Origin of the sequence: Cytobacillus solani (assembly GCF_001420595.1) — a bacterium.
Classification (GTDB): domain Bacteria; phylum Bacillota; class Bacilli; order Bacillales; family Cytobacillaceae; genus Cytobacillus; species Cytobacillus solani.
In genome coordinates this window covers 3,073,302-3,097,159 of the sequence record NZ_LJIX01000006.1, presented here as the reverse complement: position 1 = coordinate 3,097,159, position 23,858 = coordinate 3,073,302, and the positions used below count along the sequence as shown (strand labels likewise).

Here is a 23,858-nt window from a genome sequence, read left to right as displayed (position 1 = left end):
CGATAAGTTAACATCGAATCGTTATCGATCTTCGTGTTTTCTTTATCTTAGGCAGAGCTCTTCAGTCCATACGTTGCTATGCGGGGCGCATATGTATTTCTAATGGGAGTTGTTAGAATGAATAAAGTTATAGACAAAAAAAGTCAGTTTGGCTCATATCATGAGAATGATGTTATTTTTTTATTAAAGGATTTAAGTAGCTATGAGCTTGAAGGCACTACTGAGAATCGAGAGAAAAATATTCAGTCAGGGCAGCATTATAGTGAGACATTGCCTATTGAGTACCAGCCGCCAGCACATTATATGCAGGTTTTCAGGAAAACGCTTGAAGAGTACAAGCGAATGGTTGCTTTATGTTCGGGGATTGTTGCTGAGCAAATTTTTCACCAAAAAGGAAAAAATACTGTTTTGGTGTCTTTAGCTCGTGCAGGGACTCCAATTGGCGTTCTCATTAAACGTTATATTCTATCAAAATATCAAGTGGATCTTCCACATTATAGCATCTCGATTATCCGGGACAAAGGAATCGATGAAAATGCTATTCATCATATTCTAAATAATCATCCTGAAAAACAAATTCAGTTCATTGATGGCTGGACTGGAAAAGGGGCGATATCAATTGAATTGACAAAAGCATGCAAGGTATATAAGGAAAAGTACGGGATTGTTCTTGATGATACACTCGCTGTTTTGGCAGACCCAGGACAATGTACAAGTCTTTATGGAACAAGAGAGGATTTTCTCATCCCGAGCGCATGTTTAAATTCTACTGTTTCAGGCTTAGTCAGCAGAACGGTATTAAATGATCAATTGATCGGACCGAAAGACTTTCATGGGGCTAAATATTATGAAAACTTGATTGATACCGATGTTTCCAATGAGTATATTGATATTGTTTCAAAGGAATTTCCAGCGATCCAGAAAGAGGCATTTGAAGAGTCTGAACGGTTACTGAAAAATCAAAATGAGGCTGCTTTTAAAGGGATGGATGAAGTGGTAAGAATGGCTAAAGAATTTGATGTTGATTCCACCCATTTTATCAAACCGGGGGTCGGAGAAACAACGAGAGTCTTGCTCCGCAGAGTCCCTTGGAAAATATTAATGAAAGATCCTGATAGTCCATATGTTCGGCATATCTCGCTGCTAGCTAAAGAAAGAAACGTGGAGGTCGTTCATTATCCAAACATGAGCTATACCTGCTGTGGACTAATAAAAAAGGTAAGTGATAGTCAATGATGATGTTTGCCTCTGATTTAGACCGTACCCTGATCTATTCCAATCGGGCACTCGCTGATTTTAAGCAGCAAACAGTAAGCGATCTAATTGCTGTTGAGCTAAAAAATGCTCAAGAAGTTGCCTTCATGACAAACAAAGCATACAGTTTATTAAAGGACCTAGCTGCTTCTCTTTTATTTATCCCTGTTACAACGAGAACATATGAGCAATATAAAAGAGTTTTTATTTTTACAGAGTCTTTTTGCTTAAAATATGCAGTCACATCAAATGGAGCAACAATCATTTATAATGGTCTTCCCCTTCAGGAATGGAGAGAATCCGTTCAAAAACGGCTAGAAAATGAGTGTGTACCTCTTCAGAAAATGATGGAAGAAATGAACGGGCTGGAGATAAATGGTGCCTTAAAAAAAGTAGAAAATCTTTTCTTTTATTATATTTTAGAGGCTCCATTAGCTCTGGATGCAAAGAATGTTATTCAAAAAATTGCAGACACGAGCGGCTGGAGAATTTCCATCCAAGGAAGAAAGCTGTATTTAATGCCGAAACCAGTTTGTAAAGGGGAAGCAGTTAAGTTTATTAAAGAAAGGGAAGGGATCCATACTGTTTTTGGTGCGGGTGATTCCATCCTTGATAATGATTTCCTAAAAATATGTGATTACGCATTTGTTCCTTCCCATGGTGAATTAAAAAATGAGGGGATTCATTGTTCCAATTATTTATTTACTGTTCAGCAAGGAGTGATGGCGGGAGAAGAAATTTTACATAGGATTTCAAACGCAGCGACAGAAAAGAGCTCTTAATTTTGTGGTTCTTTCATCCATCTTCTTAAAAACAAGTGCAGGCTTGCTCCAAAAATATAGGAACTAATAAAAATGGTACATGCCCCAAGTAATGAAAAATGAAGGGATAATGTGAGTAGGGTCATTAATAGTGACCAAAAAAACAAATCTATGAAAATAAAAAAGTCAGAACTCAAAACATCCTCTACTACTTTTGTATCCAATTCATGTGTACGGTATTTTGCCCTTCTATAAAGAAACCTCATAGCTGCTCACCTTCTAATCATAGTACTCAACTATATGCATGGACAAGTTGAAAGGTGAAAGGATAAAACGAAAGAAAATTACGATATGCGGGTTTAGCCGCAGGAACTTGAATGATTTTTTATGATATTTGGAGGAATCGTTTTAGAATTCAATGGCACGTATGGTATCATGGTAATAAGTTTACATTTATTTTTAACTCCATTCCTTTTTGGAGTTAGATTTTAGTAGTTTTTATTATTCTTTATTATTCTTATTACAGTCTTTCGCTCATAGAGGGAAGGGATTATTAAATGAACGAGACATATAGTCAAATGAAACCTCATTTATTGCCGATTTCTAATGAGAATTGGCTACCAACATTAAAAAAAGAAACAAAGGAAAGGCCGCAATTTTCCATTGAACAAAGAACGATTCATTTTGGTCAAGTGGTTGCTCGTTTTTTGGGTGTTCCATTAGATGAAGATGAGTACTACAACAAGCTGTATGATTTTATTCATACGGAAGCAGCAGGACTTGTTTTGCTAAGCGAGGACACCCTTGATAAAACGATTGATAATCAGCAATTTCAATCCATCCAAAAGGTTTTGAATATTAATCGGGAACAGAATTTATCAATTAATCGATTTGTTGCCTTCCTTGATGGAGAACAGCTTTTACTGAAATCAACCATTCCTTCATTACATAGGAAAACAAGAGAAGCGATGATTGCTGTTCTCGAGCTGTTTTCAATCCAGGAACCAGAGGGATTAAAGAGTCAGGAATTGAGACGTGTCCTTGTTGATATCATTAAATGGACCATTAATCATCTTGGTGTGGATTGGAATAAGGTAAACCCTGAAAAGTCGATGCCAAAATTTTTATGGTATGGGAATTCGAATAAAAGCCAGCATTATTTTCTATACTATTTATTCCAAATGGGATGTGACATCATTGTTTTCTCTCCATCCGGGGATGACATTGCAATTGGTGGTCATACAGAATTAGAGAAAGCGTTTATTCACAACTATCCGGAGCAAAAACAGCCTGAGCCATTCCCAACTGAAAAAAGCAGGCGTTCTTCTACCGTTGCCTATCGTGCTTCTAGAGAAATTGAATCCATATTAAACCATGAAGGTTCGGGATTTTATAAGCCGTGGCAGCTTCGAGAGTATACTCCATTATCGGTAACGTTGAAAACGACCTATGATGAACTATTTCTTTTAATTAAGGAAAAGGCAATGGTACGGCCAAACTTTGAGGTGAAGAATGGCCAAGTGAAAATTCCTGCTATTTTTGCTAAGGTGCAGGGAGTGAGCAAGAACCGGAAAGAATATTGGGATCGATTACAGATGATTAGCCAAATGGATCATAGTCTTCTTATCCAAAGGTTTCCATTCACGAATAATGTTAACAACGATTTCCGTTTTCATTATCGAAATGCACTCGGAAATGATGGCTTACTCGATACGAAAAAAATGGTGTCAGCTCATTATTGGAAGTATCAGCAATTGCCAACAGGGCTTCAGAACGGGATTGCAACGGCTATCCGTAATATATGTGCGAGACCTTACATTAAGCCGGTTTATCATGAGGATATAGAGGAACTCGGATCATTTCTCTTTACTCAAGGAATGCAAATACCTGTCAGTATTTTGCAGCTTCTGCAAAAGTTTGATTATTCCCAGGACGTACCAAAGCTAGTTCTATATAATAATGAGCTTAATGGCACGATGACGCGAACAGACGCTGCATTGCTGTTGTTACTTAATCAATTTGGCATTGATATTGTTTTGTATAATCCTCCAGGGCATAATGATTTAGAAAACTTTATTGAAGAAGGGGTCTATGATGTCCATTGGCTAGAGGATGTAGTTTTCGAACAAGAATTTAAAGAACCATCACTGTTAAATAGAGTAAAGGGCATTTTCAAAAATTTAAGAGGAGATTGAAGCAATGAATCAAATGCAGCCAACAAATCTTGATCTTACATTAACGAAACCAACAGAAGATAAATTGACGGAAACCACTGCTTCAGAAATTAAGCTGGCTCTTCGTCAAGACCCAGAAGTGCAAAATCTAGCACGGTCGATTGATGAACGAGATCAAATTCAAATTCTTGAATTCGGGAAAGAGCCAGCAACACAAATCTCTCGTTTCTCCGATCAAATTCTAGGCAATATGCGAGCAACAAAGGTCGAAGATTCAGGTGAATTATTAAAGCAGCTCGGTCGTATCATGGATAAGTTTGATAAGAAGGATTTTGAAAAAACTTCAGGCGGATTATTCGGAAAGCTGTTCAAAAAAGGTGAAAAGCTTATTGATAAGCTGTTTGGAAAATATCAAACGATGGGACATGAAATTGACAAGGTATATGTAGAAATTTCAAAGTACCAAAATGAGATGGTTGAATCGACAACCATGCTGGATCAAATGTATGAGCAGAACTATCAATACTATTTAGCGCTTGAAAAATATGCGGTAGCAGGGCAAATGAAGGCGGATGAGCTGAAAGCCAATCAGCTTCCCCAGCTGGAATCACGAGCAGCTGCTGGCGACCAAATGGCATCGATGCAGCTGGATACCCTCAGAAATGGCATTGAATTACTAGAGCAGCGTGTATATGATCTGGAAATGGCGAAAATGGTTTCCTTACAAACCGCACCCCAAATACGTCTTTTACAAAGAGGAAACACAAAGCTTATCGGGAAAATTAATTCAGCTTTTGTAACAACAATTCCGATATTCAAAAATGGAATCATTCAAGCCGTTGCAGCGAAAAGACAGAAGCTTGTGGCTGACTCAATGAATGAGCTTGACAGAAGAACAAATGAAATGCTTTTGCGCAATGCACAAAATATTTCTACCCAAAGTGCTGATATTGCAAGACTTGCAGGTAGTCCAAGCATTAAGATTGAAACCATTGAAGAGTCTTGGAACATCATTATTAAAGGAATGCAGGAAACAAAAGCAATTGAAGAAGAGAATAAGCGTATGCGTGAAGAAGGAACAAGAAGACTTGAACAGCTTCAGGATAATTTTAAAAAAATTAAGCTGCAAGGTTAATAGGCAATTGGTTTTTTGCCAATTGTTTACATAAAATTACAACCAATAAAATTATGAGGTGAAAATGATGGCAATTAACTTACAAAAAGGACAACGTGTTGATCTTACAAAAGGAAATCCAGGTCTTTCAAAAATCATGGTAGGCCTAGGCTGGGATCCGGTTCAAAACCGTGGTGGCGGCGGGCTGCTTGGCTCTTTATTCGGAGGTGGCGGAGGAGGTGCAAATATCGACTGTGATGCGTCCGTGATTATGCTTGGTGAAAATGGAAAAATTAGAAGCAACAGTGATGTCATTTATTTCGGAAACTTAAAGAGCAGCGATGGTAGTGTCCAGCACACAGGCGATAATTTAACAGGAGACGGAGACGGCGATGATGAGCAAATCTTAGTTGATTTAAGCCGTGTACCTTCTCAAGTACACAAGCTTGTCTTTGTGGTTAATATTTATGATTGTGTGAAAAGAAAGCAGCATTTCGGAATGATTCAAAATGCATTCATTCGTATCGTGAACTCAGCTAATAATCAAGAAATGATCCATTTTAACTTAACCGATGATTACAGTGGACAAACATGTCTAGTTGTTGGCGAAATTTACCGTCATGGAAATGAGTGGAAGTTTGCAGCAGTGGGAACTGGGACGTCAGCACCAGGCTTAGGTGATGTTGTCCGTTCATTCTCTTAATCAATTGAATGTTGCTTAAAGCAGGGACCAGACAATATTGTCTGTGTCCTGTTTTTTTGGAAAACATTGGACCGCCCCCTATATTCTTCTAGATAACAACTACTCAATTAGATATTCCCACATGATATAATAATAGTATTCTATTAAAAATCACTTGACCTCAACGAATGATAGAAGGTGTACTTCTTATGCGAAAAGTGAGCCTATTTATATTTATCCTGTTTATTTCTCTAGCATTAATGGGCAGTTCTCAAGCAGCAATGGGTGGTATCCAGCTAAAAGATTATCCAAGTCACTCAACCTTAAAAAAATCACTTGTGCTTAATTCTCCATCTGTTCTTGGAAGTATTATTCTTTTACCAACGGACCCATTTGATGAGCGTGAAGCCTCACAAATTATTTCTAGAGTAGATAATTTGCCATTTTCCTTATTATCAAAAGTAGGGGAAGAAAATATTAAACTTAAATTATTTATTGGCAGACTAACTGATAATCCAACGGCAGCCCATCTTGAAGGAATGATTCCAAGAGGATATAATGGCGGAACAACATGGGATGACGTACCTGGCATTGGAGGGTCCAAAACAGTCCTAGTGAAGATTGGCTTCAGTGATAAGGGAAGTGGTCATAGTTCGGTGAATTTAGAGCTTCATGAGCTAGCTCATTCTATTGATCGCTATGTTTATGATGGGATGCGTAATAATCAGAAATTCTTAAAGATTTGGAAGAAGGAAAAACCGTTATTATTCCCAGCACAGGATTATTTCTTAACCTTTCCTGAAGAATATTTTGCGGAGACCTTTGCGATGTATTTCCTTGGTGGGGATTCAAGGAATCTGCTCAAGGCCAAGGCACCCGAAACATATCGTTTTATGAAAAGCTTAAAATAGAGGAAAGTATTTTTTTACCCCTCCCAATTTGATACAATAAAAACAATGCGAAAATAAAAGGTTGGGTTGAAATGAAACAATATTTAGAGCTTTGCAAGCATGTCCTTGAAAAAGGAGTGAAGAAGGAAGATCGAACAGGAACGGGCACGATTAGTACATTTGGCTATCAAATGCGATTCAATTTAGCAGAAGGTTTTCCGCTTTTAACAACAAAAAAGCTGCATATGCGGTCAATCATTTATGAATTGCTTTGGTTTTTAAATGGGGATACAAATGTCAAATTTCTTCAAGATAATGGTGTAAGGATCTGGAATGAATGGGCAGATAAAAACGGAGAGCTTGGTCCTGTATATGGTCATCAATGGCGTTCATGGACAGGGGCAGACGGGAACACGATTGATCAGATCAGCGAACTCATTCAGCAAATAAAAACAAATCCTGATTCAAGACGGATGATCGTAAATGCGTGGAATGTCGGTGACCTTGATAAAATGGCTTTGCCGCCATGCCACTGTATGTTTCAATTTTATGTAGCAGATGGGAAGCTATCATGCCAGCTCTATCAGCGTTCAGCAGACGTATTTCTTGGTGTGCCATTTAATATCGCTTCATATGCTCTGCTTACACTTATGATTGCACAGGTTTGTGATTTAGAGCCAGGTGAATTTATCCATACATTTGGTGATACACATATTTATTTAAATCATCTCGAACAAATTGAGCTACAGTTAAGCCGTGAGCCGCGAGCTCTTCCAAAATTGAGAATAAATCCAGAAGTGAAGGATCTCAACGGATTTCAGTTTGAAGACTTTGTTCTCGAGGAATATGATCCACATCCACATATTAAAGGAGTGGTAAGTGTATGATTTCACTCATGTGGGCAATGGACAATAACCATGTTATTGGTTATAATAATCAGCTTCCTTGGCATCTTCCAGAAGATTTAAAGTTTTTTAAGAGAACTACGATGGGACATCCAATCGCAATGGGCAGGAAAACATGGGATTCCATTGGACGGCCGCTTCCTGGAAGAGAAAACATCGTAATCACTCGCAATCCTGAATTCACATGTGAAGGATGTACAGTCCTAAACTCAGTTGAAGCCCTTCTTGAATATAGCCGACAAAAAGAAGAGGAAATCTTTGTGATCGGCGGGGCGGAAATTTTCAAACTCATTTTGCCTGATGCGGACAAGCTTTATTTAACTCGAATATACGATGAATTTAAAGGAGATACCTTTTTCCCAGCACTAAATTTGGAAGAATGGTCCTTGCTCTCTCGAGAAAAAGGCATTAAAGATGAGAAGAACCCATATGATTATGAATTTATGATTTATGAAAAAAAATAGTGTACAGAAGCTGCTCATATGTGAGCAGCTTTTCTTTTGATCCTAGTTAAAATAGCCTATCTATTATATAATAATAAGATGCAGATAGATTGGGAGGAACAGCATGATTCGATTAATCGCATTTGTAGTATATATGATTAGCTATTTAGTTTATAGTTTGCCGACTCTAGCAAAAATGAAGAAGCTACATCCAGAAATGCCAGTTGCTGAAAGGGATCGACTCATTCATCAATTACCTAGTAAATGGTCAAGCACAATCATGAAGATCACTGGCTCAAAGGTGGAAGTGAAGGGACAGGAATTTTTACCTGAAGGTCCAGTTGTGTTCGTATGCAATCATGAAGGTGATTTTGATATTCCGGTTTTATTAGCGTGTATTGATAAGCCATTTGGTTTTATTTCAAAGGTAGAAGTGAAAAAGGCACCGATTATCTCATCATGGATGGAAGTAATGAATTGTGTCTTCATTGATCGTAAAGATCGGAGAAGTGCGGTCAAATCTATTCGGGATGGGGTTGAAAAGCTAAAGAGCGGGCATTCCATCGTTATTTTTCCTGAAGGTACAAGAAGCAAGGGTGGACCTATTGGGGATTTTAAAGCAGGGGGCTTACGATTGGCGAAGGATGCTGGGGTTCCGATTGTTCCAATTGGAATAAAGGGCACCGCAGATATTTTTGAAAAGAATAATCGGCTTGTTCGTCCTGCAAATGTTCAAATTAATATTTGCCAGCCAATTGAACCACACTTGATTCGTGAAAAAGACATGAAAGAAATTGCCGCAGACGTAAGAAATATAATTATTTCGAGCTTTATAAAAGAGAAAAAAGCTTCGTAACAATCAAAGACTCCTGAAAATGTGTCTGAAGGCACCAAAATTGGTACAACTGTATTAGGACATTTCTTAACGATTATAGAGGCGCTTCAAGTTCAGACAAGAATGTGCTTTGAAATACGAAAGCAGTCCGAAGCGGTTTAGAGTTCAGCCAAGATTGTACTTTAAAAGTCAAAAGCAGTCCAAAATAGCCACAAGTTCTGATTTGTTAGTAACGATCGAATTAGTTTCAAGTTTTTTAAAATTTACATAATAAGGGTGCATAACAAAAAATAGGGTATGAAACTATTGCAGTTTCATACCCTTTTGCTGCTTTGCTCATGTGTAGGCTAGTACGTCGGATTGATCAAATAGTCTGTTAATGCATTCACCATGACTTGAAACTCATTTGGATCACAAAATTCCTCAGGAGAAAAATTACTTTTTACCCATTGGATTAATTCGTGTGGAGTGTTGAAAAACTCCCCACTTGAATCACTTTTGCGAATCATATACCGCCCGTTATCCTCATCCAATGTCACTTCCACCGGCAGTGCACAGTCAAGACTGCATAATGAAAACTCCACTTTTCCACCTCCCGAGAAATTATAGGAATCTGTTTTACTTAACTTTCGATTAGTATATGTAAATATCCTTCTTTTCTATTCAGTTAAATATCGGAAAAATAAAAATTTTTAAATTATATGATTGAAATCAAAAACTCACATGGTATAATGAACAAATTAATATCGGAAGAGAAATGAGGGGGACATATGGAACAGAAGGTAATGAAGAAAAAATGGGTGCAGTTGGAGGAGATTTTGATTGCATACCAGCAATTGAAGGATATTGTTGCCCATACCCCACTGCAAAAAAATGAACGCCTATCAGAGAAATATAGCTGTAATATTTATTTGAAGAGGGAAGATTTACAACATGTACGATCATTCAAACTGAGAGGAGCATACTACTCGGTTAAATCATTGAATGAAGAAGAGGTCAAAAATGGGGTTGTCTGTGCAAGTGCAGGCAATCATGCACAAGGTGTTGCTTATGCTTGCCGTCATTTAGGGGTACGTGGAAAGATCTTTATGCCAGCAACGACGCCTAAACAAAAAGTATTTCAAGTTGAAATGTTTGGAAGGGAATTTGTCGATATTGTTCTCATAGGTGATACTTTTGATGATTCCTATGAACAGGCAATGAAATGTGCTGAGGAAGATCAGAGTGCTTTTATCCACCCATTTGATAACGAGAAAGTAATTGCCGGACAAGGAACGGTTGCTGTCGAACTACTGAATGATTGTGAGGAGCCAGTGGACTATGTTTTTGCAAGCATTGGAGGCGGAGGACTAGTCGCAGGAATTAGTACATATGTTAAAAGCATTTCCCCGAATACAAAAATTATTGGTGTTGAGCCGGCTGGAGCACCATCTATGCTCACTTCTTTTCAAAATAAGGCTGTCATCGCATTAGATGAGATTGATAAGTTTGTAGATGGGGCAGCGGTGAAATGTGTAGGATCAAAAACCTTTGATATCTGTTCTGAATTGGTTGATGATATTTTGCTTGTTCCTGAGGGAAAGGTTTGTACAACGATTCTTGAGTTGTACAATGAGCACGCGATTGTGGCTGAACCAGCAGGTGCGCTGCCAATTTCCGCATTGGATTTGTATAAAGAGGAAATCAAAGGGAAAAATATTGTATGTATCGTAAGCGGTGGGAATAATGATATTGAACGGATGCAAGAAATGAAGGAACGGTCTTTATTGCATGAGGGTTTGTTGCGTTATTTTATTGTTAATTTTCCTCAGCGTGCAGGGGCCTTACGTGAATTTCTCGATGAAGTGCTTGGAAAATCAGATGATATTATTCGCTTTGAATATACGAAAAAAAATAATAAAGAAAATGGACCGGCATTAGTAGGAATTGAGTTGAAGAATAAGGGAGATTACAGCAGCTTAATTGAGCGGATGGATAAAAAGGGGTTCGCTTATAAGGAGATAAATAAGGACAGTAACCTTTTCCATTTGCTTATTTAGTTGGTTTAGGAGTAATATAGTACATGTAGGAATGGCTGTCCGTAAATGGATGGCATAGGAAAGGCTAGTGAAAAGAAATTTAAATTGTTCAAGATAGAAATGAAAAAAGTCACATATTCAAAAATTAGTTTTTTTATGTGAACTAAATATGAACTTTTTTATTCTTTTCCCACAAGCTGCGCTAAAACCACTATAATGATACTAGAATGACTAGTAAGCACTTTAAGGAGGATGTTTTATGCTATCAAACATCGGTATTCCTGGATTAATATTAATTCTTGTATTAGCATTAATTATTTTTGGTCCAAAAAAATTACCTGAAATCGGTCGTGCATTTGGGCAGACGTTAAGAGAATTTAAAAAATCTACGCGTGAATTAACAAGTGATGTCATGGAAGAATTTGAAGAAGACGATAAGAAAAAAACGGTTAAATAAGGTGCGAGATTTAATATCTTGCCCTTTTTTTATCGTGTTTTTCATCGTTTAATAAGATATTCACTTCAAATTGGCAGGAGAAAAATATGAAAGATAAAGAATTGAATTTAGTTGATCATTTAGATGAATTAAGGAAAAGGCTCATTATTACAGTTGGTGCATTTTTAGTTTTTTTTGTTGTTGGATTTATATATGTCAAAGATATTTATCAATGGTTTGTTCGAGATCTTGATGTAAAATTAATTGTTCTTGGTCCAAGTGACATTGTTTGGGTTTACTTTATGATTGCCTCTGTCATTGCAATTGCGGGGACCATACCGATTTTAGCTTTGCAAATATGGTTATTTGTTAAGCCTGCATTAAAACCGATCGAACGAAAAATTTCTCTATCGTATGTTCCAGCTCTATTTATTTTATTTATCATTGGACTTTGTTTCGGCTATTTTGTCATTTTTCCAACCGTACTAGGTTTTCTAGTTGAATTGGGGGGGCAAATGCTAGAGACCAATTTTACAGCTGATAAATATTTTAGATTTATCATGCATATGACAATCCCTTTTGGTATTCTTTTTGAATTGCCGGTAGTGATAATGTTCTTAACATCACTCGGTGTAATTAATCCATATGCCCTTCAAAAGATCAGAAAATATGCGTATTTTATTTTGATTGTTATTTCTATAGTTATTTCTCCGCCAGATTTTATGTCAGATATTCTTGTGGCGATACCATTGCTGTTTTTGTATGAAATTAGTATTAATTTATCAAAAATTGTTTATAAGCGTAAGCTGAAAAAAGAAAAGGAATGGGAAGAAAGCAACGAATTTGAAACGCTGGACGAGAACTAGTAAAAATTTTTTTACTCCCCAAAATTAGACAGTTTTTGAACAGAAATTAGGGTATAATATAGTCAAACGGGTGAAAAAGAGGATTGATATTTTGCTATTCAAAAGCCTAGAGTTCAAAAATGCTGTTGGACAGAAGGTAAAGATCACAGAAATTCCTGTATTAAACAGAAATAGCCCTGATTATTTCATGATTCAAGTCCGTTTGCAAGCCTTCATACAATCAATTTATGGGGTTCAGAAAAAGGATGCCATATACTCTTATCGAGAGTATTTGAAGAGAGTCTTAAAATGGCCTGATTACCAGAAATTATTTAAGACTCCAGAACTAAAAAATAATGCATAATATTTTCGAGTACCGGCAGATTTTGCCGGTGCTTTTTTTGATCATGCATAAAAAAAGCCTGAGCATATTGCTCAGACTCTTTAACCTGGAAATGGAGTTGGTGTAGGTTCTGCGTAGCCTTCTTTGTAAGTATCATCTATGTATTGGCGAATCTCTTTAATTGATTTTCCTTCATTTAACATATTAATGCTCTTTGCTGCTGTATCTAGACAGGTTCCACACCGAGTTCCATGATCATCCCATACAACTGCGCCATTTTCTTTGTTCTCATTGATAAAACAATCATAATTATCTTTATGGGCTGCTGAATCGCCGCATCCGCAATAACATGGAATATCTTCTAAAAGATCCTGGTATTCTCCGACAGCACTATAAACCATTTGGATTTGTTCATGTTGATCTTCGAGAAATATAGGGGCCACAGAAAGGGAGGCCGTCGTTTCTCGTAAATCACCATTTTCTGCATGATAAGAATGCTTGTCTTGATTCTTATCTGCTTTTGATTCTTCTGTCGATGAACAGGCTGATAACAAAATGATTATCGTTGTAAAGAATAGGAAATATGCAAATATATTTCTTTTCATAAAATTATCACCTATTTTCTCCTTATTATTCACTTCAATCCCATCATAGCATAATCGCAAACACGAATTATAAAAAAACAGCCCTATACTTTTATGAAAAACTCAATTGTGCTTAAATCGTAAAATTTTGTGTTTTTAGAGGATTTATGTAAACCTCTGTCGAATGGAAGATTTATAAAGTGGAAAAAGGACTCGGTGAATGAATAATGAAGGAACAAATAAACAACTTGCCTTTATTCAGAAAAATTTTGTTATTCTCCTTTTTTGTAAGCTTAACTTTAGTTATTGCAACAGCTGGAATTAGTTTATTGCTTCAAACGAAGCAAATGGAAAAGCAGCTCCGGTTTCGCGTTGTTGAAATGTCAACATTATGGGGAACAATTATTGATATCGATGACATTGCAAAAGTAAAAGCGGAAAGAAACCGGGAGTATTCCTCTTTTCAATCCTTAAAGCATAGCTTAACAATTGTGAATGAAAATGCTCCTTATTCAAACGCTGTTTTACTTTCACCGGAAGTTTCTGCTAATGGAGAGGTATTTGTTCTTGTTAGCTCAGAAGACTACGAAAAAAAAGGTGTAAAGTCACTCTCATCCTTGGAGGTTGATGAAACATATTTAGAATCATTCAATGAAGCCATTCGAAAAGAGATGGTTGTATCTAGTCCATTGTATCGGGATGAATTAGGTTATTGGATTACTTCATTTGTTCCAATTTTAGATCATAATGGTAAACTTGCTGCTATTTTAGCAATGGATATTAATGCTGCCATCCTAAGTGAATACCAAAAGAATATTACCTTTTACCTAATCGGAATCTTTGTTCTTATATTAATATTATATTATTACATATTGAAAAGAGGGCTAAGGAAATTCCTAAACCCTGTGAATGAAATTATTTCTGGATTTAATGAAGTTAGTAAAGGAAACTTTGAGGTGAAATTAAAAACGTCTGATGAGTCAGATTTAGGGATATTGGTCGAACGATTTAATGCAATGACAAATCAGCTATCCCAACTTTTTGAGCGTTTATCGGCAACAACTGAACAATTTGGAACGATTAATAAAAATATTGCTCCATTGCATCGATTTGAAGAGGCTATTGATGAAATGGAACAAATTCTGCAAAGAACAAAAATTCAGCGTGAGCTCCAACGTGCAGAAAAAATGAATGCCATTGGTCAGCTGGCAGCTTCAGTTGCTCATGAAATCAGGAATCCAATGACCGTTGTGAAAGGCTTTCTGCAAATCTTCTTGGCAAAAGAGCAGATGAGTGAAGAAGAACGAATGTATATCAGATTGATGATTGAAGAAATGCATAGGGCAGAAACGATTATCAATGATTATTTATCTTTAGCTAAGCCTGATATTGAACATATGGAACTGGTAGATGCTGGTGAATTTGCTTCGAGGGTAATGGATTTAATGAACTCATATGCGATGATGTCTAAGAATATTTCAATTGAGATAAGTTTAAACCATGGGGTATACATAAAGAGCAATCCAAGTGAGTTAAGGCAAGTCCTCATAAATATTTTAAAAAATGGCATTGAAGCGATGAAAGATGGAGGAAATCTGACTCTTTCTGTTTTTAAAGAAAATGGATATGGGGTATTTAAAATTAGTGACACAGGTATAGGTATGTCAAAAATAGAATTGGATAGATTAGGCACTCCCTTTTACTCATTAAAGGAAAAGGGCACGGGAATTGGCATGATGGTATGCTACCAGATTATTGACAGAATGAAAGGGAAGATAGAGGTAGAAAGTGAAGTTGGCATAGGAACGACATTTAACATATTTATCCCATTAGCTGATGAATAAAGCAATGAAAATATTGCCATTTATTCCATCCTCCAGAATATGTTAATGAAGAGGAGGTGGGTAAGGATGAAAAAGAAAAATGTCCTTTTATTCAGTGATTTTGGGATTGATGATGTTGTTGCAGCTATATTTGCTCTCTTTTCTAAAGAAATAAATGTAGTCGGTATAGTTGCAGATTATGGAAATGTTTCGAGGAAGGATGCATTAAGAAATGCTGCCTTTCTACAAAATGTAACAGGAATTACGACTATTCCAATATTTGGCGGAGCTGTGCTTCCATTAACAGGTGAAAGACCAGTCTACTATCCTGAGGTGCATGGTTTTGAAGGCCTTGGCCCCTTAGATCCACAATTGGAAGTAGATCCAGATTTACTGGAAAACTTTAACGAAATTGTTCCATTAATCGAACAACATGAAAATAACTTGTTAATTGTTAACATCGGCAGATTGTCTTCATTAGCCACTGCATTTATTTTGTACCCAAATCTAATGAAGAAAATTACTGATTTCTATATTATGGGGGGAGCATTTAACTTTCCAGGAAATGTAACTCCGGTCGCAGAGGCAAACTTTTATGGGGATCCTTATGCTGCGAAAATCCTGATTAATGAGGCGCCAAAAAAACTTCATATCATTCCATTAAATGTAACGATGTCTGCCATTATTACACCATCTATTATAAATACGCTTCATCAGCATTATCAAAAAACGCAGAACAAAACGGGTTTGATTGTCAAACCGATGGTTGATTATTATTATTCATTTTATCAAAAAACGAATCCAGGTATAAGCGGGAGCCCCTTGCATGACGTATTTACTTTATGGGCGTTATTTAACGAATCAGAAGTTGTCTATCAGGAAGCCCCTGTTCAAGTCGTTGTGGATCAAGGAATTGCTTTCGGTCAAAGTATTGGCGATTTCAGAAAAGCTCCTGATTTAGAATCGAAAGACTTTAAAATTCATAATGTTGCTGTACAGTTTAATTATCGTTCTTTTATTAAGTCTTTTTTTGATATTATGAAAAATCATAATGGGAATTTTGCATAAAAACAGAAGATTAAAAGTTAGTTCACAAGTTTGTCACCGAATTTTCTTCCTTCTTTCTTATACGTCTGCTAAAATAAGTTCGTATATGGATAGGAGCGGATATTAAAAATGAAAATACGATTACTGACAATTATAAGCATACTAACAGTCATTCTTCTTTCGGCATGTGGCAAAGGTGAGTTAAAGGATGCTAAGAACTGGCCAGTTCCAGATTTTACTTACACAGATCAAAATAATAAATCTTTTGGATTAGCAGATCTAGAAGGCAAGGTTTGGGTTGCAGATTTTATTTATACAGCCTGCCCAGATATTTGTCAGCCAATGACTTTTAATATGAGTAAACTACAAGAAATGGCAAAAAAGGAAGAAGTTGAAAATATTGAATTTGTTTCCTTTAGTATAGATCCTTCAGTTGATAAACCAGAGGTGTTAACTGAATATAGCAAGCAATTTAATGCAGATTTAAAGAATTGGCATTTTCTCACTGGTTATGAACAGAAAGATATCGAAGCATTTGCAAAAGGTTTCAAAACAATCGCACAAAAGCCGGAAAATAGTGATATCGTTATTCATCAATCATACTTCTATTTAATTAATCAAGAAGGGAAAATTCAACAGTTGTATAAAGGGGATAAAGAAGTCCCATATGAAGAAATTATTGATGATATAAAAACATTGCAATAGACCTAGTCGATAGGTCTATTTTTTCTTGAAACTTTTCGTAGTCAATATTTACTTACAGATCTATCAGGTTTGAAACGTTATGTATTCCATTTTACGTGTTATAATATCAATACGAAAGTGTCAAACAGCCCTACAGCTAGATGCTTCACTTTTCTATATAAGCCGGGTGATAATATGAGAAAGATCTTGCCATTCATTCTATTTAGTTTACTGTTTTTGGCTTCATGCAATTCTAATACGTTCATAAATGAAAAACTAGAACAGCATAAAGAAGTTACGTTAATGATCAAGGAAAAGGTGCCAGAAGAATTTTTTCCTCAGGATGTTAAAATTGTTTCTGTAGGTGATTCATTAACACAAGGTGTTGGAGATAGTACGAATCGTGGCGGCTATGTCCCATATCTGGAGGAGCTGCTTGAAAAAGACAAATCGATTAATGATGCTTTATTTGATAATTTTGGCATAAGAGGAAATCGATCGGATCAGCTCTTAAAAAGGATTGCATCAAGCGAGGTAAGGGATGCTGTGAAAGAAGCTGATTACGTCATTGTAACTATTGGGGGCAATGATGTAATGAAGGTTGTACGAGAGAATTTCTCAAACTTGAACCTCAAAGCATTTAGTCAGCAAAGAAAAGTATATGAAAAGAATTTGAAGGAAGTATTGACTACCGTTCGCAACGACAATCCAAATAGCAAAATCATCTTAGTTGGCCTGTACAATCCGTTCTTTAAATGGTTTGCAGATATACGTGAAATTAATGAAATTATTGGGGAGTGGAATCAAGTAAGTCAAGATGTATTAATGAAATATCCCAATACTTATTTTGTAGGGATTGCAGATCTTTTCTATGATGAAGGAGAAAATCTTCTGCACACAGATTATTTCCATCCGAATGATCAAGGATATGAATTAATTGCGAATCGAATTTTTGAAAAAATAAATGAAGAAGTACTAGAAAAGGCTTCAACTGAAAACAAGGAGAATGGAAATTGAAGGATCAGAAATGGAAAAAGCTATTTTTTCTTTTGCTAAGCCTCATTGTTATATTTATACTGGTCATTTTCATCTTATTGAAAACACCAGCAACTGAGGAGAATTATATTGCAGAAAATTTAAATACAGACGATTATGTCCCTTTTAAAATACAGACAGATAAACAAGATCTAAATAAAGTAATCAATCATTATCTCAAAAAAGAAGGATTGACAGGGGCAATTGATTATAAAGTGTTATTAAATGATGAAGTTGAGTTATATGGGCTGATTCCGGTATTTAGTCAAGATATCCAGCTAAAGCTTACGTTTGAACCACAGGTTTTAGATAATGGAGACATCGTTCTGCAGCAGAAGTCTATATCTGTAGGGAAGCTTCAATTACCTGTATCGTATGTATTAAAATTTATTGGCGACAAATACAAGCTTCCAAAAGGGGTAACCATTCATCCGAACGAAGAAAAAATATATGTTTCATTGCAAAAAATGAAATTAAAGAGTGATGTCAAAGTAAAGGTTGATGAATTCAACTTAAAGAATGATGATATTCGGTTTACTTTATTAGTTCCGGTAAAAGAGTAAAAAGGCGTGACAACAGTCATGCCTTTTTATCCTTCAAGCATTATGGCTTCAAGATCAGGTCCGTCAGTAACTGAACCTATTAACAAGATTGAATATACTTTATTCGGTTCTAAACGAACGTGTGGGATGGATAATACCACATTTTTGGACCCTGCAATTCGTGTCTCAAGATCAACGGTCATTGGTGAAAGTCCGAGATAGCTTGTGAATTTTCGGTAGGCAATATTAGAAAAAATCACATCTCTGTTTTTTACTGCTATATCGAATGCAGGTGCATCATGTGCTAGATGAATGAACCTTACTTTTGTTTCCCCGTATGGCACGTGATGCTCGTCTTCCAATGCAAGCCATTTTAAATTTTTCCCGGTCCCGCTGAATAGAAAAGAGTAGTTTTTTCCTTGTCCCACAATAATCTTTCTGCTTAATACGGTTGATACCATATTTCCTGCAGGATAAATATCGACTTGGTATTTTCCTGCAGGAAGAGATAAGTAGGTACTTGCTTCTTTAAATGGAAAGTCATTTAATACCCTTAAACCATTTACATAAATATCAACATTTGATGCATCATTGGAGGCATGAACGAACCGAATCTTTGCAGGGAATGCCGTCCCGCTTTGAGGTGGGTTCATTTGCGTGCGCAAGGAATGAGCAGCTAATGTCATATATTTTAAATGCTTCTGATAATAAGCAATATGCTTAGCTGGGTCTATATATTTATAATAATTGGCTAATAAATCGTATTGTCCCGCTTTTTGAAAGTGACTATCCTGATTTCTATTTAGAGACATACTCCTCGCTCCTATCTAGATCGTATACTTTAGTAACATATGCAAATCGAACTAGGTTGGTGTCACGAGTTAGGACTTCAAAGTAAAAATATAGTTTTATGAAATTTTTACGAAATGACAAAATTTCAGCTTTACTTATGGCTGAAAATTCCATATAATAAATTTATATCAACGGAAGGCGGGTGAAGTGTAATGGAAAACTTATTAATTGTTCGTACATTAATTGTTGTTGACACTTGCACAGCCCAAATCCATTCTGTTTGATAGTTGTAGAATTTCGTATGTCTTTCTATGCTTATTAAACCATGGGCTGTGCTGCCTATGGTTTTTTTGTTGTACTTAATTTAAATAGCATGGAGGAACAAACATTGAATTTACAAACATTTGGTTTTAACGATTATTTTGAAAAAGAATTTGAACAATATCAAGATGCGGGCTATGCTGTTGGACGGGTAGCTCTTGAACATAAAAGAATGTATCGGGTTTGGACAGAAGAGGAAGAGCTTTTATGTGAAGTATCAGGTAAATTCTCCTTTTTAGCAGAATCAAGGGATGATTTTCCGGCAGTTGGAGATTGGGTTGTTTTGAAAACGCGAGCTGGAGAGAATCGCGGAACGATTCATGCAGTTTTACCTAGAAAAAGTAAGTTTTCAAGAAAGGCAGCAGGAACAAATACAGAAGAGCAAATAGTTGCCGCGAATGTTGATACTATCTTTTTAGTTAATTCACTGAATGATGATTTAAACCTAAGACGCATAGAAAGGTATTTACTGCTTTCTTGGGAGAGTGGGGCAAATCCTGTAATTGTCTTAACAAAAGCAGATTTATGCAAGGATCTAGAAGAAAAGCTTGCTGAAGTTGAATCGATTTCGATGGGCGTTCCTGTCGTATCTGTCAGTGTGGTTGAAGAGAGTGGCCTTGCTGGGTTACAGCCCTATTTATTACCGGGAAAAACGGTCGCACTCCTTGGGTCGTCTGGTGTAGGAAAGTCTACTTTAACGAACTACCTTTTAGGCGATGATAAACAAAAAGTACAAACGATTCGTGAAGGGGATGATAAGGGCAGACATACAACCACCCATCGGGAATTGATTCTGCTTCCACAGGGAACTGTATTGATTGATACGCCGGGTATGAGAGAGCTACAGTTATGGGATAGTGAGAATGGTCTGGCTGAAAGCTTTACAGATATTGAGAACATGGCAGACGAATGTAAATTTCGTGATTGCACACATGTGAATGAACCAGGCTGTGCGGTCATTCAAGCAATTGAAAATGGCTCGTTGGATCAAAATCGCTTAACTAGTTATAAAAAACTTCAAAAAGAACTAGCTTATCTTGAAAGAAAGCAAGATAAGCGGGCACAGTCTGAAGAGAAAAAACGCTGGAAAAGCATCAGTACCGGTCTGAAGCAAAAATATAAAAAAGTTTGAGTTCGAACACAATGCCTCTTCGTGATGAAGAGGTTATTTTTATATTAATTTGGGTCTGTGAACAGGTAATTGCACTTTTCCATTTTAAATGGGCAAATACCCGTACAGGTCAAGCACCTACAACATAACTTAATATAGAAAATGCCCTAAAACTTATGAGGAGTGAATGAAGATGCAATATGGATATGATTGCGGTTTTGATCCATGCTTTTCAGGTTACGGTTATCCGGTAGCCGGAGCTAATACAGGAAATTGTTGCGGATTCTCAGGTGGCTTTGCATTGATCGTTGTATTGTTTATTCTGCTAATTATCATTGGTGCCAGCTGCTACGGTGCTTGGTAAATAAAAAACTTAGTTGCTGTCTCCTTATGGGAGGCAGCTTTTTATATTTTTATTAAAAAGAAGTAGAATAATAGAATTTCATATTCTCTAAGAAAGAATCAGACAATCCTTTCATATACTTAATTAGTTGAAATTTAAAGCCTAGCAGTGCTTCAAATTGGATGGAGGGAGCTTATGACGCAAACGAATTTAATTAAGCCAATGCTCGAAACGCTTTATCCCGTCATTGACTATGGAAAGGGAGTCTACTTGTACGACAAAACTGGAAAGGAATATTTGGATGCGTCATCGGGTGCGATTACAGCGAACATTGGTCATGGTGTAGAGGAAATTATTGAGGCCATGCATGAACAAGCGAAGCGGGTTTCCTTTGTCTACCGTTCACAGTTTACAAGTGAAGCTGCAGAGAATCTCGCAAAAAAGATTGCTGAATTGTCAATTGGTGATTTAAATTGGAGTTTTTTTGTGAATAGCGGTTCAGAAGCTACAGAGACGGCAATGAAAATCGCAATCCAATATTGGCAGGAAAAGGGAATATACACAAAAAACAAGGTTCTTTCGCGCTGGATGAGTTATCACGGCATCACACTTGGAGCTCTCTCCATGTCTGGGCATACTGGCAGAAGAGCTAGATTCATCCCGCTTCTTGAAGACTTCCCTGTCATTCATCCACCATATTGCTACAGATGCCCTTATAATCGTGAGGCACCAGAATGCGGATATGTTTGTGCACAGGAGCTTGATACCGTCATTAAACGGATAGGTGCAGAACAAATCGCGGCATTTATTGCGGAACCAATTATTGGTGCTTCGGGCGGAGCAATCACGCCTCCGAAAGATTACTATAAGGTGATCAAAGAGATATGCGATAAAAACAACATTCTTTTCATCGCTGATGAAGTGATGACAGGGTTCGGTCGGACTGGTCCGATGCTGGCATGTGAGCACTGGGACATTGAACCAGATATCGTCGCACTTGGAAAAGGAATGGGTGCTGGGTACGCACCGATTGCTGCTGCATTAGTTAGTGACCGAATTATGGAGCCCATTCTACAAGGATCAAAAGTTGTTATGAGCGGGCATACATTAAGTGCAAATCCGCAAAGCTGCGCTGTTTCCCTGGCAGTCTTGGAATATTTGGATAAAAACGAAATTATGAAAGAGATCGATGAGAAAAGCACATATATATTTCAAAGACTAAAGGTGCTTCAGAAGATGTTTCCATTCATAGGAGATATTCGTGGAAAAGGACTGATGATTGGTCTGGAATTTGTGGAAAATCAAGCTAATAAAACTCCATTTCCACGCTCATTTCTTTTCACACAAAAGCTCATTGGGCAAGCGGAAAAATGCGGATTAATCCTATATCCGGCAGGAGCAGGGATAGATGGGGTGAACGGAGATGCTATCTTAATTGCTCCTCCTCTAACGATAACGATTCCGGAAATAGATGAATTAGTGAAGCGTCTACATGAAACATTCCAACTATTCACAGCAAACAATTTAATTAAAGAGGATGATGCTTAATGGAAAACGCCTTTAATAAAATCATCACAATTGAACAAGCAATGGAGAACTTTCATGATGGAATGACTATTATTTTTGGCGGATTCGGGGGAATTGGATCACCACCAACGATCATTGATGGCCTCCTTGAAAAAGGAGTAAAAGAATTAACGCTAATTGGAAATGATACAGGATTCCCTCACATCGGGATCGGCAAAATTGTAAGTGAAGGAAGAGCGGTAAAAATTATTGCCTCACACATCGGTTCAAACCCTGTCGCAGGGCAGTTAATGACCGATGGCAAGCTGGAAGTTGAATTTTCACCACAAGGAATTTTAGCCGAAAGAATTCGTGCCGGTGGAGTAGGATTGGGGGCGATTCTATCAGATATCGGGATGGACAATGAAATGGTTGCAGGCGGAAAACAAAGAATGTTAGTGGAAGGAAAGGAATACTTAGTTGAAACCGCTTTAACGGGTGACGTCTCTATTATTTTTGCAAAAAAAGCGGACCCGTATGGAAACTTAATTTATGACAAAAGTGCGCGAAATACGAATCCTTTAGTTGCAATGGCTGGGAATATCACCATTGCCGAGGTAGAGGAGATTGTTTCGCTAGGAAACTTGAAACCTGATGAGATTACAACCCCAGGTGTGTTTGTTGATTATATAGTTCCTTCAAAAGGGGTGAATTGGACATGGGCTTGGGAATAGATGTTAGAAATCGGATCGCTAAAAGAGCAGCTGAGGAAATAAAAAACGGAATGGTTGTGAATTTAGGGATTGGCATTCCATCTCTTGTACCCAATCATTTACCGGATGATATCAATGTCATGTTTCATGCGGAAAATGGAATCACGGGGATGGGGCCGAGCCCGAAAAAGGGAGAAGAGGATGAAAATCTATGCAATGCAGGCGGTTTTCCTGTAACAGTAGTATCGGGAGCTTCTTATTGTGATAGTGCAATTTCCTTTGGGATGATCCGGAGAGGAAGAGTAGACATGACGATCCTTGGTTCTTTAGAAGTTAGTGAAAATGGTGACCTTGCCAATTGGATCGTTCCAGGAAAAAAAGTGCCGGGAATGGGTGGTGCCATGGAGCTTGCTCAAAAAGCCAAAAAAGTTATTGTGTTAATGAATCATGTCGATAAGCAGGGGAAGCCAAAAATTGTGAAAGAATGCTCTCTCCCTCTAACATCAGCGAGATGTGTGGATTTAATCATTACGGAAATGGGTGTATTTGAGGTTACGAATAATGGCTTACACTTAAAAGAAATTTTCCCACCATATTCATTTGAAGAAATTAAAACAAATACAGGCTGTGATTTTCATTGGTAAGCACGTTTCCATA

27 protein-coding genes are annotated in these 23,858 nt (G+C 37.1%); 23 read left to right on the top strand and 4 right to left on the bottom strand.

Annotation, left to right across the window (positions count from 1 at the left end; translation table 11 throughout):
• Window positions 1-117 precede the first annotated feature (117 nt).
• Window positions 118-1,236, top strand: a complete 1,119-nt coding sequence (locus AN957_RS17345) for a cysteine protease StiP family protein (RefSeq protein ID WP_053476696.1) — start codon at window positions 118-120, stop codon at window positions 1,234-1,236.
• Complete coding sequence (locus tag AN957_RS17340) at window positions 1,233-2,036, top strand: HAD family hydrolase (RefSeq protein ID WP_053476695.1); 804 nt, start codon at window positions 1,233-1,235, stop codon at window positions 2,034-2,036. The genes AN957_RS17345 and AN957_RS17340 overlap by 4 nt, the downstream gene beginning before the upstream one ends.
• Here AN957_RS17340 and AN957_RS17335 read toward each other — a convergent pair.
• Window positions 2,033-2,281 carry a hypothetical protein gene (locus tag AN957_RS17335; RefSeq protein ID WP_053476694.1) on the bottom strand — a complete coding sequence of 83 codons (249 nt, stop codon included), beginning with the start codon at window positions 2,279-2,281 and terminating at the stop codon, window positions 2,033-2,035. The two genes, AN957_RS17340 and AN957_RS17335, sit on opposite strands and share 4 nt — an antisense overlap.
• A gap of 291 nt (window positions 2,282-2,572) precedes the next feature.
• Between AN957_RS17335 and AN957_RS17330 the strand changes: the two genes are divergently transcribed.
• The 7 genes from AN957_RS17330 (at window position 2,573) to AN957_RS17300 (ending at window position 9,079) form a co-directional block, all read left to right on the top strand.
• Window positions 2,573-4,210, top strand: coding sequence for a YceG family protein (locus tag AN957_RS17330; protein WP_053476693.1), 1,638 nt, complete (start codon window positions 2,573-2,575; stop codon window positions 4,208-4,210).
• A 13-nt stretch (window positions 4,211-4,223) separates the two neighbouring features.
• On the top strand, window positions 4,224-5,324 hold the full coding sequence (locus tag AN957_RS17325) for a toxic anion resistance protein (protein WP_053477572.1): 1,101 nt from the start codon (window positions 4,224-4,226) through the stop codon (window positions 5,322-5,324).
• 67 nt (window positions 5,325-5,391) lie between these two features.
• Entirely contained in the window at window positions 5,392-6,006 is a 615-nt protein-coding gene (locus AN957_RS17320) for a TerD family protein (protein ID WP_053476692.1), read from the top strand.
• A gap of 188 nt (window positions 6,007-6,194) precedes the next feature.
• Entirely contained in the window at window positions 6,195-6,896 is a 702-nt protein-coding gene (locus tag AN957_RS17315) for an anthrax toxin lethal factor-related metalloendopeptidase (RefSeq protein WP_056685331.1), read from the top strand.
• Window positions 6,897-6,967: 71 nt separating this feature from the next.
• Window positions 6,968-7,762: a thymidylate synthase gene (locus AN957_RS17310; protein WP_053476690.1), complete on the top strand. Its 795-nt coding sequence runs from the start codon at window positions 6,968-6,970 to the stop codon at window positions 7,760-7,762.
• Window positions 7,759-8,244: a dihydrofolate reductase gene (locus AN957_RS17305; RefSeq protein ID WP_053476689.1), complete on the top strand. Its 486-nt coding sequence runs from the start codon at window positions 7,759-7,761 to the stop codon at window positions 8,242-8,244. The genes AN957_RS17310 and AN957_RS17305 overlap by 4 nt, the downstream gene beginning before the upstream one ends.
• A 103-nt stretch (window positions 8,245-8,347) precedes the next feature.
• Window positions 8,348-9,079: a lysophospholipid acyltransferase family protein gene (locus tag AN957_RS17300; protein ID WP_056685328.1), complete on the top strand. Its 732-nt coding sequence runs from the start codon at window positions 8,348-8,350 to the stop codon at window positions 9,077-9,079.
• 326 nt (window positions 9,080-9,405) lie between these two features.
• Here the strand turns inward: AN957_RS17300 and AN957_RS17295 are convergent, their stop codons facing one another.
• A complete protein-coding gene (locus AN957_RS17295) occupies window positions 9,406-9,642 on the bottom strand; it encodes a hypothetical protein (RefSeq protein ID WP_053476687.1) in 237 nt (78 codons plus the stop codon).
• 186 nt (window positions 9,643-9,828) lie between these two features.
• Between AN957_RS17295 and ilvA the strand changes: the two genes are divergently transcribed.
• From ilvA to AN957_RS17275, 4 genes are all read left to right on the top strand, one after another.
• On the top strand, window positions 9,829-11,097 hold the full coding sequence (ilvA, locus tag AN957_RS17290; RefSeq protein ID WP_053476686.1) for a threonine ammonia-lyase IlvA: 1,269 nt from the start codon (window positions 9,829-9,831) through the stop codon (window positions 11,095-11,097).
• 238 nt (window positions 11,098-11,335) lie between these two features.
• Window positions 11,336-11,533, top strand: coding sequence for a twin-arginine translocase TatA/TatE family subunit (locus AN957_RS17285; protein WP_053476685.1), 198 nt, complete (start codon window positions 11,336-11,338; stop codon window positions 11,531-11,533).
• 86 nt (window positions 11,534-11,619) lie between these two features.
• Window positions 11,620-12,378, top strand: coding sequence for a twin-arginine translocase subunit TatC (gene tatC / locus AN957_RS17280; protein ID WP_056685325.1), 759 nt, complete (start codon window positions 11,620-11,622; stop codon window positions 12,376-12,378).
• Between the two features lie 91 nt (window positions 12,379-12,469).
• Window positions 12,470-12,721, top strand: a complete 252-nt coding sequence (locus tag AN957_RS17275) for a DUF2535 family protein (protein ID WP_053476683.1) — start codon at window positions 12,470-12,472, stop codon at window positions 12,719-12,721.
• Window positions 12,722-12,801: 80 nt separating this feature from the next.
• Here the strand turns inward: AN957_RS17275 and AN957_RS17270 are convergent, their stop codons facing one another.
• On the bottom strand, window positions 12,802-13,305 hold the full coding sequence (locus tag AN957_RS17270; RefSeq protein ID WP_056685323.1) for a PCYCGC motif-containing (lipo)protein: 504 nt from the start codon (window positions 13,303-13,305) through the stop codon (window positions 12,802-12,804).
• A 206-nt stretch (window positions 13,306-13,511) separates the two neighbouring features.
• Here AN957_RS17270 and AN957_RS17265 point away from each other — a divergent pair, with 206 nt between their 5' ends.
• From AN957_RS17265 to AN957_RS17245, 5 genes are all read left to right on the top strand, one after another.
• Window positions 13,512-15,128, top strand: coding sequence for a sensor histidine kinase (locus AN957_RS17265; protein WP_053476681.1), 1,617 nt, complete (start codon window positions 13,512-13,514; stop codon window positions 15,126-15,128).
• Between the two features lie 66 nt (window positions 15,129-15,194).
• Window positions 15,195-16,175, top strand: coding sequence for a nucleoside hydrolase (locus AN957_RS17260; RefSeq protein WP_053476680.1), 981 nt, complete (start codon window positions 15,195-15,197; stop codon window positions 16,173-16,175).
• 108 nt (window positions 16,176-16,283) lie between these two features.
• Window positions 16,284-16,859, top strand: coding sequence for an SCO family protein (locus AN957_RS17255; protein WP_053476679.1), 576 nt, complete (start codon window positions 16,284-16,286; stop codon window positions 16,857-16,859).
• A gap of 174 nt (window positions 16,860-17,033) precedes the next feature.
• Window positions 17,034-17,855: an SGNH/GDSL hydrolase family protein gene (locus AN957_RS17250; RefSeq protein WP_053476678.1), complete on the top strand. Its 822-nt coding sequence runs from the start codon at window positions 17,034-17,036 to the stop codon at window positions 17,853-17,855.
• Window positions 17,852-18,436, top strand: a complete 585-nt coding sequence (locus tag AN957_RS17245) for a YpmS family protein (protein WP_053476677.1) — start codon at window positions 17,852-17,854, stop codon at window positions 18,434-18,436. The genes AN957_RS17250 and AN957_RS17245 overlap by 4 nt, the downstream gene beginning before the upstream one ends.
• A 26-nt stretch (window positions 18,437-18,462) precedes the next feature.
• Here the strand turns inward: AN957_RS17245 and AN957_RS17240 are convergent, their stop codons facing one another.
• On the bottom strand, window positions 18,463-19,227 hold the full coding sequence (locus AN957_RS17240; RefSeq protein WP_053476676.1) for a DUF4397 domain-containing protein: 765 nt from the start codon (window positions 19,225-19,227) through the stop codon (window positions 18,463-18,465).
• A gap of 353 nt (window positions 19,228-19,580) precedes the next feature.
• Here AN957_RS17240 and rsgA point away from each other — a divergent pair, with 353 nt between their 5' ends.
• The 5 genes from rsgA (at window position 19,581) to AN957_RS17215 (ending at window position 23,845) form a co-directional block, all read left to right on the top strand.
• Complete coding sequence (gene rsgA, locus AN957_RS17235; protein WP_172797714.1) at window positions 19,581-20,660, top strand: ribosome small subunit-dependent GTPase A; 1,080 nt, start codon at window positions 19,581-19,583, stop codon at window positions 20,658-20,660.
• Window positions 20,661-20,832: 172 nt separating this feature from the next.
• Window positions 20,833-21,003 (top strand): YjcZ family sporulation protein, encoded by a 171-nt coding sequence (locus tag AN957_RS17230; protein WP_053476674.1) that lies wholly within the window; start codon window positions 20,833-20,835, stop codon window positions 21,001-21,003.
• A gap of 174 nt (window positions 21,004-21,177) precedes the next feature.
• A complete protein-coding gene (locus AN957_RS17225; RefSeq protein WP_053476673.1) occupies window positions 21,178-22,530 on the top strand; it encodes an aspartate aminotransferase family protein in 1,353 nt (450 codons plus the stop codon).
• Complete coding sequence (locus AN957_RS17220) at window positions 22,530-23,222, top strand: 3-oxoacid CoA-transferase subunit A (RefSeq protein ID WP_053476672.1); 693 nt, start codon at window positions 22,530-22,532, stop codon at window positions 23,220-23,222. Before AN957_RS17225 ends, AN957_RS17220 begins: the two co-directional genes overlap by 1 nt.
• Complete coding sequence (locus tag AN957_RS17215) at window positions 23,207-23,845, top strand: CoA transferase subunit B (RefSeq protein ID WP_053476671.1); 639 nt, start codon at window positions 23,207-23,209, stop codon at window positions 23,843-23,845. Before AN957_RS17220 ends, AN957_RS17215 begins: the two co-directional genes overlap by 16 nt.
• Window positions 23,846-23,858 lie beyond the last annotated feature (13 nt).

What these genes read in the sequence shown, in the direction of transcription:
- AN957_RS17345 (WP_053476696.1), top strand. Translation starts at nt 118, where the DNA reads ATGAATAAAGTTATAGACAAAAAAAGTCAGTTTGGCTCATATCATGAG.
- AN957_RS17340 (WP_053476695.1), top strand. Translation starts at nt 1,233, where the DNA reads ATGATGATGTTTGCCTCTGATTTAGACCGTACCCTGATCTATTCCAAT.
- AN957_RS17335 (WP_053476694.1), bottom strand. Translation starts at nt 2,281, where the DNA reads ATGAGGTTTCTTTATAGAAGGGCAAAATACCGTACACATGAATTGGAT.
- AN957_RS17330 (WP_053476693.1), top strand. Translation starts at nt 2,573, where the DNA reads ATGAACGAGACATATAGTCAAATGAAACCTCATTTATTGCCGATTTCT.
- AN957_RS17325 (WP_053477572.1), top strand. Translation starts at nt 4,224, where the DNA reads ATGCAGCCAACAAATCTTGATCTTACATTAACGAAACCAACAGAAGAT.
- AN957_RS17320 (WP_053476692.1), top strand. Translation starts at nt 5,392, where the DNA reads ATGGCAATTAACTTACAAAAAGGACAACGTGTTGATCTTACAAAAGGA.
- AN957_RS17315 (WP_056685331.1), top strand. Translation starts at nt 6,195, where the DNA reads ATGCGAAAAGTGAGCCTATTTATATTTATCCTGTTTATTTCTCTAGCA.
- AN957_RS17310 (WP_053476690.1), top strand. Translation starts at nt 6,968, where the DNA reads ATGAAACAATATTTAGAGCTTTGCAAGCATGTCCTTGAAAAAGGAGTG.
- AN957_RS17305 (WP_053476689.1), top strand. Translation starts at nt 7,759, where the DNA reads ATGATTTCACTCATGTGGGCAATGGACAATAACCATGTTATTGGTTAT.
- AN957_RS17300 (WP_056685328.1), top strand. Translation starts at nt 8,348, where the DNA reads ATGATTCGATTAATCGCATTTGTAGTATATATGATTAGCTATTTAGTT.
- ilvA (WP_053476686.1), top strand. Translation starts at nt 9,829, where the DNA reads ATGGAACAGAAGGTAATGAAGAAAAAATGGGTGCAGTTGGAGGAGATT.
- AN957_RS17285 (WP_053476685.1), top strand. Translation starts at nt 11,336, where the DNA reads ATGCTATCAAACATCGGTATTCCTGGATTAATATTAATTCTTGTATTA.
- tatC (WP_056685325.1), top strand. Translation starts at nt 11,620, where the DNA reads ATGAAAGATAAAGAATTGAATTTAGTTGATCATTTAGATGAATTAAGG.
- AN957_RS17270 (WP_056685323.1), bottom strand. Translation starts at nt 13,305, where the DNA reads ATGAAAAGAAATATATTTGCATATTTCCTATTCTTTACAACGATAATC.
- AN957_RS17265 (WP_053476681.1), top strand. Translation starts at nt 13,512, where the DNA reads ATGAAGGAACAAATAAACAACTTGCCTTTATTCAGAAAAATTTTGTTA.
- AN957_RS17260 (WP_053476680.1), top strand. Translation starts at nt 15,195, where the DNA reads ATGAAAAAGAAAAATGTCCTTTTATTCAGTGATTTTGGGATTGATGAT.
- AN957_RS17255 (WP_053476679.1), top strand. Translation starts at nt 16,284, where the DNA reads ATGAAAATACGATTACTGACAATTATAAGCATACTAACAGTCATTCTT.
- AN957_RS17250 (WP_053476678.1), top strand. Translation starts at nt 17,034, where the DNA reads ATGAGAAAGATCTTGCCATTCATTCTATTTAGTTTACTGTTTTTGGCT.
- AN957_RS17240 (WP_053476676.1), bottom strand. Translation starts at nt 19,227, where the DNA reads ATGTCTCTAAATAGAAATCAGGATAGTCACTTTCAAAAAGCGGGACAA.
- rsgA (WP_172797714.1), top strand. Translation starts at nt 19,581, where the DNA reads ATGGAGGAACAAACATTGAATTTACAAACATTTGGTTTTAACGATTAT.
- AN957_RS17230 (WP_053476674.1), top strand. Translation starts at nt 20,833, where the DNA reads ATGCAATATGGATATGATTGCGGTTTTGATCCATGCTTTTCAGGTTAC.
- AN957_RS17225 (WP_053476673.1), top strand. Translation starts at nt 21,178, where the DNA reads ATGACGCAAACGAATTTAATTAAGCCAATGCTCGAAACGCTTTATCCC.
- AN957_RS17220 (WP_053476672.1), top strand. Translation starts at nt 22,530, where the DNA reads ATGGAAAACGCCTTTAATAAAATCATCACAATTGAACAAGCAATGGAG.
- AN957_RS17215 (WP_053476671.1), top strand. Translation starts at nt 23,207, where the DNA reads ATGGGCTTGGGAATAGATGTTAGAAATCGGATCGCTAAAAGAGCAGCT.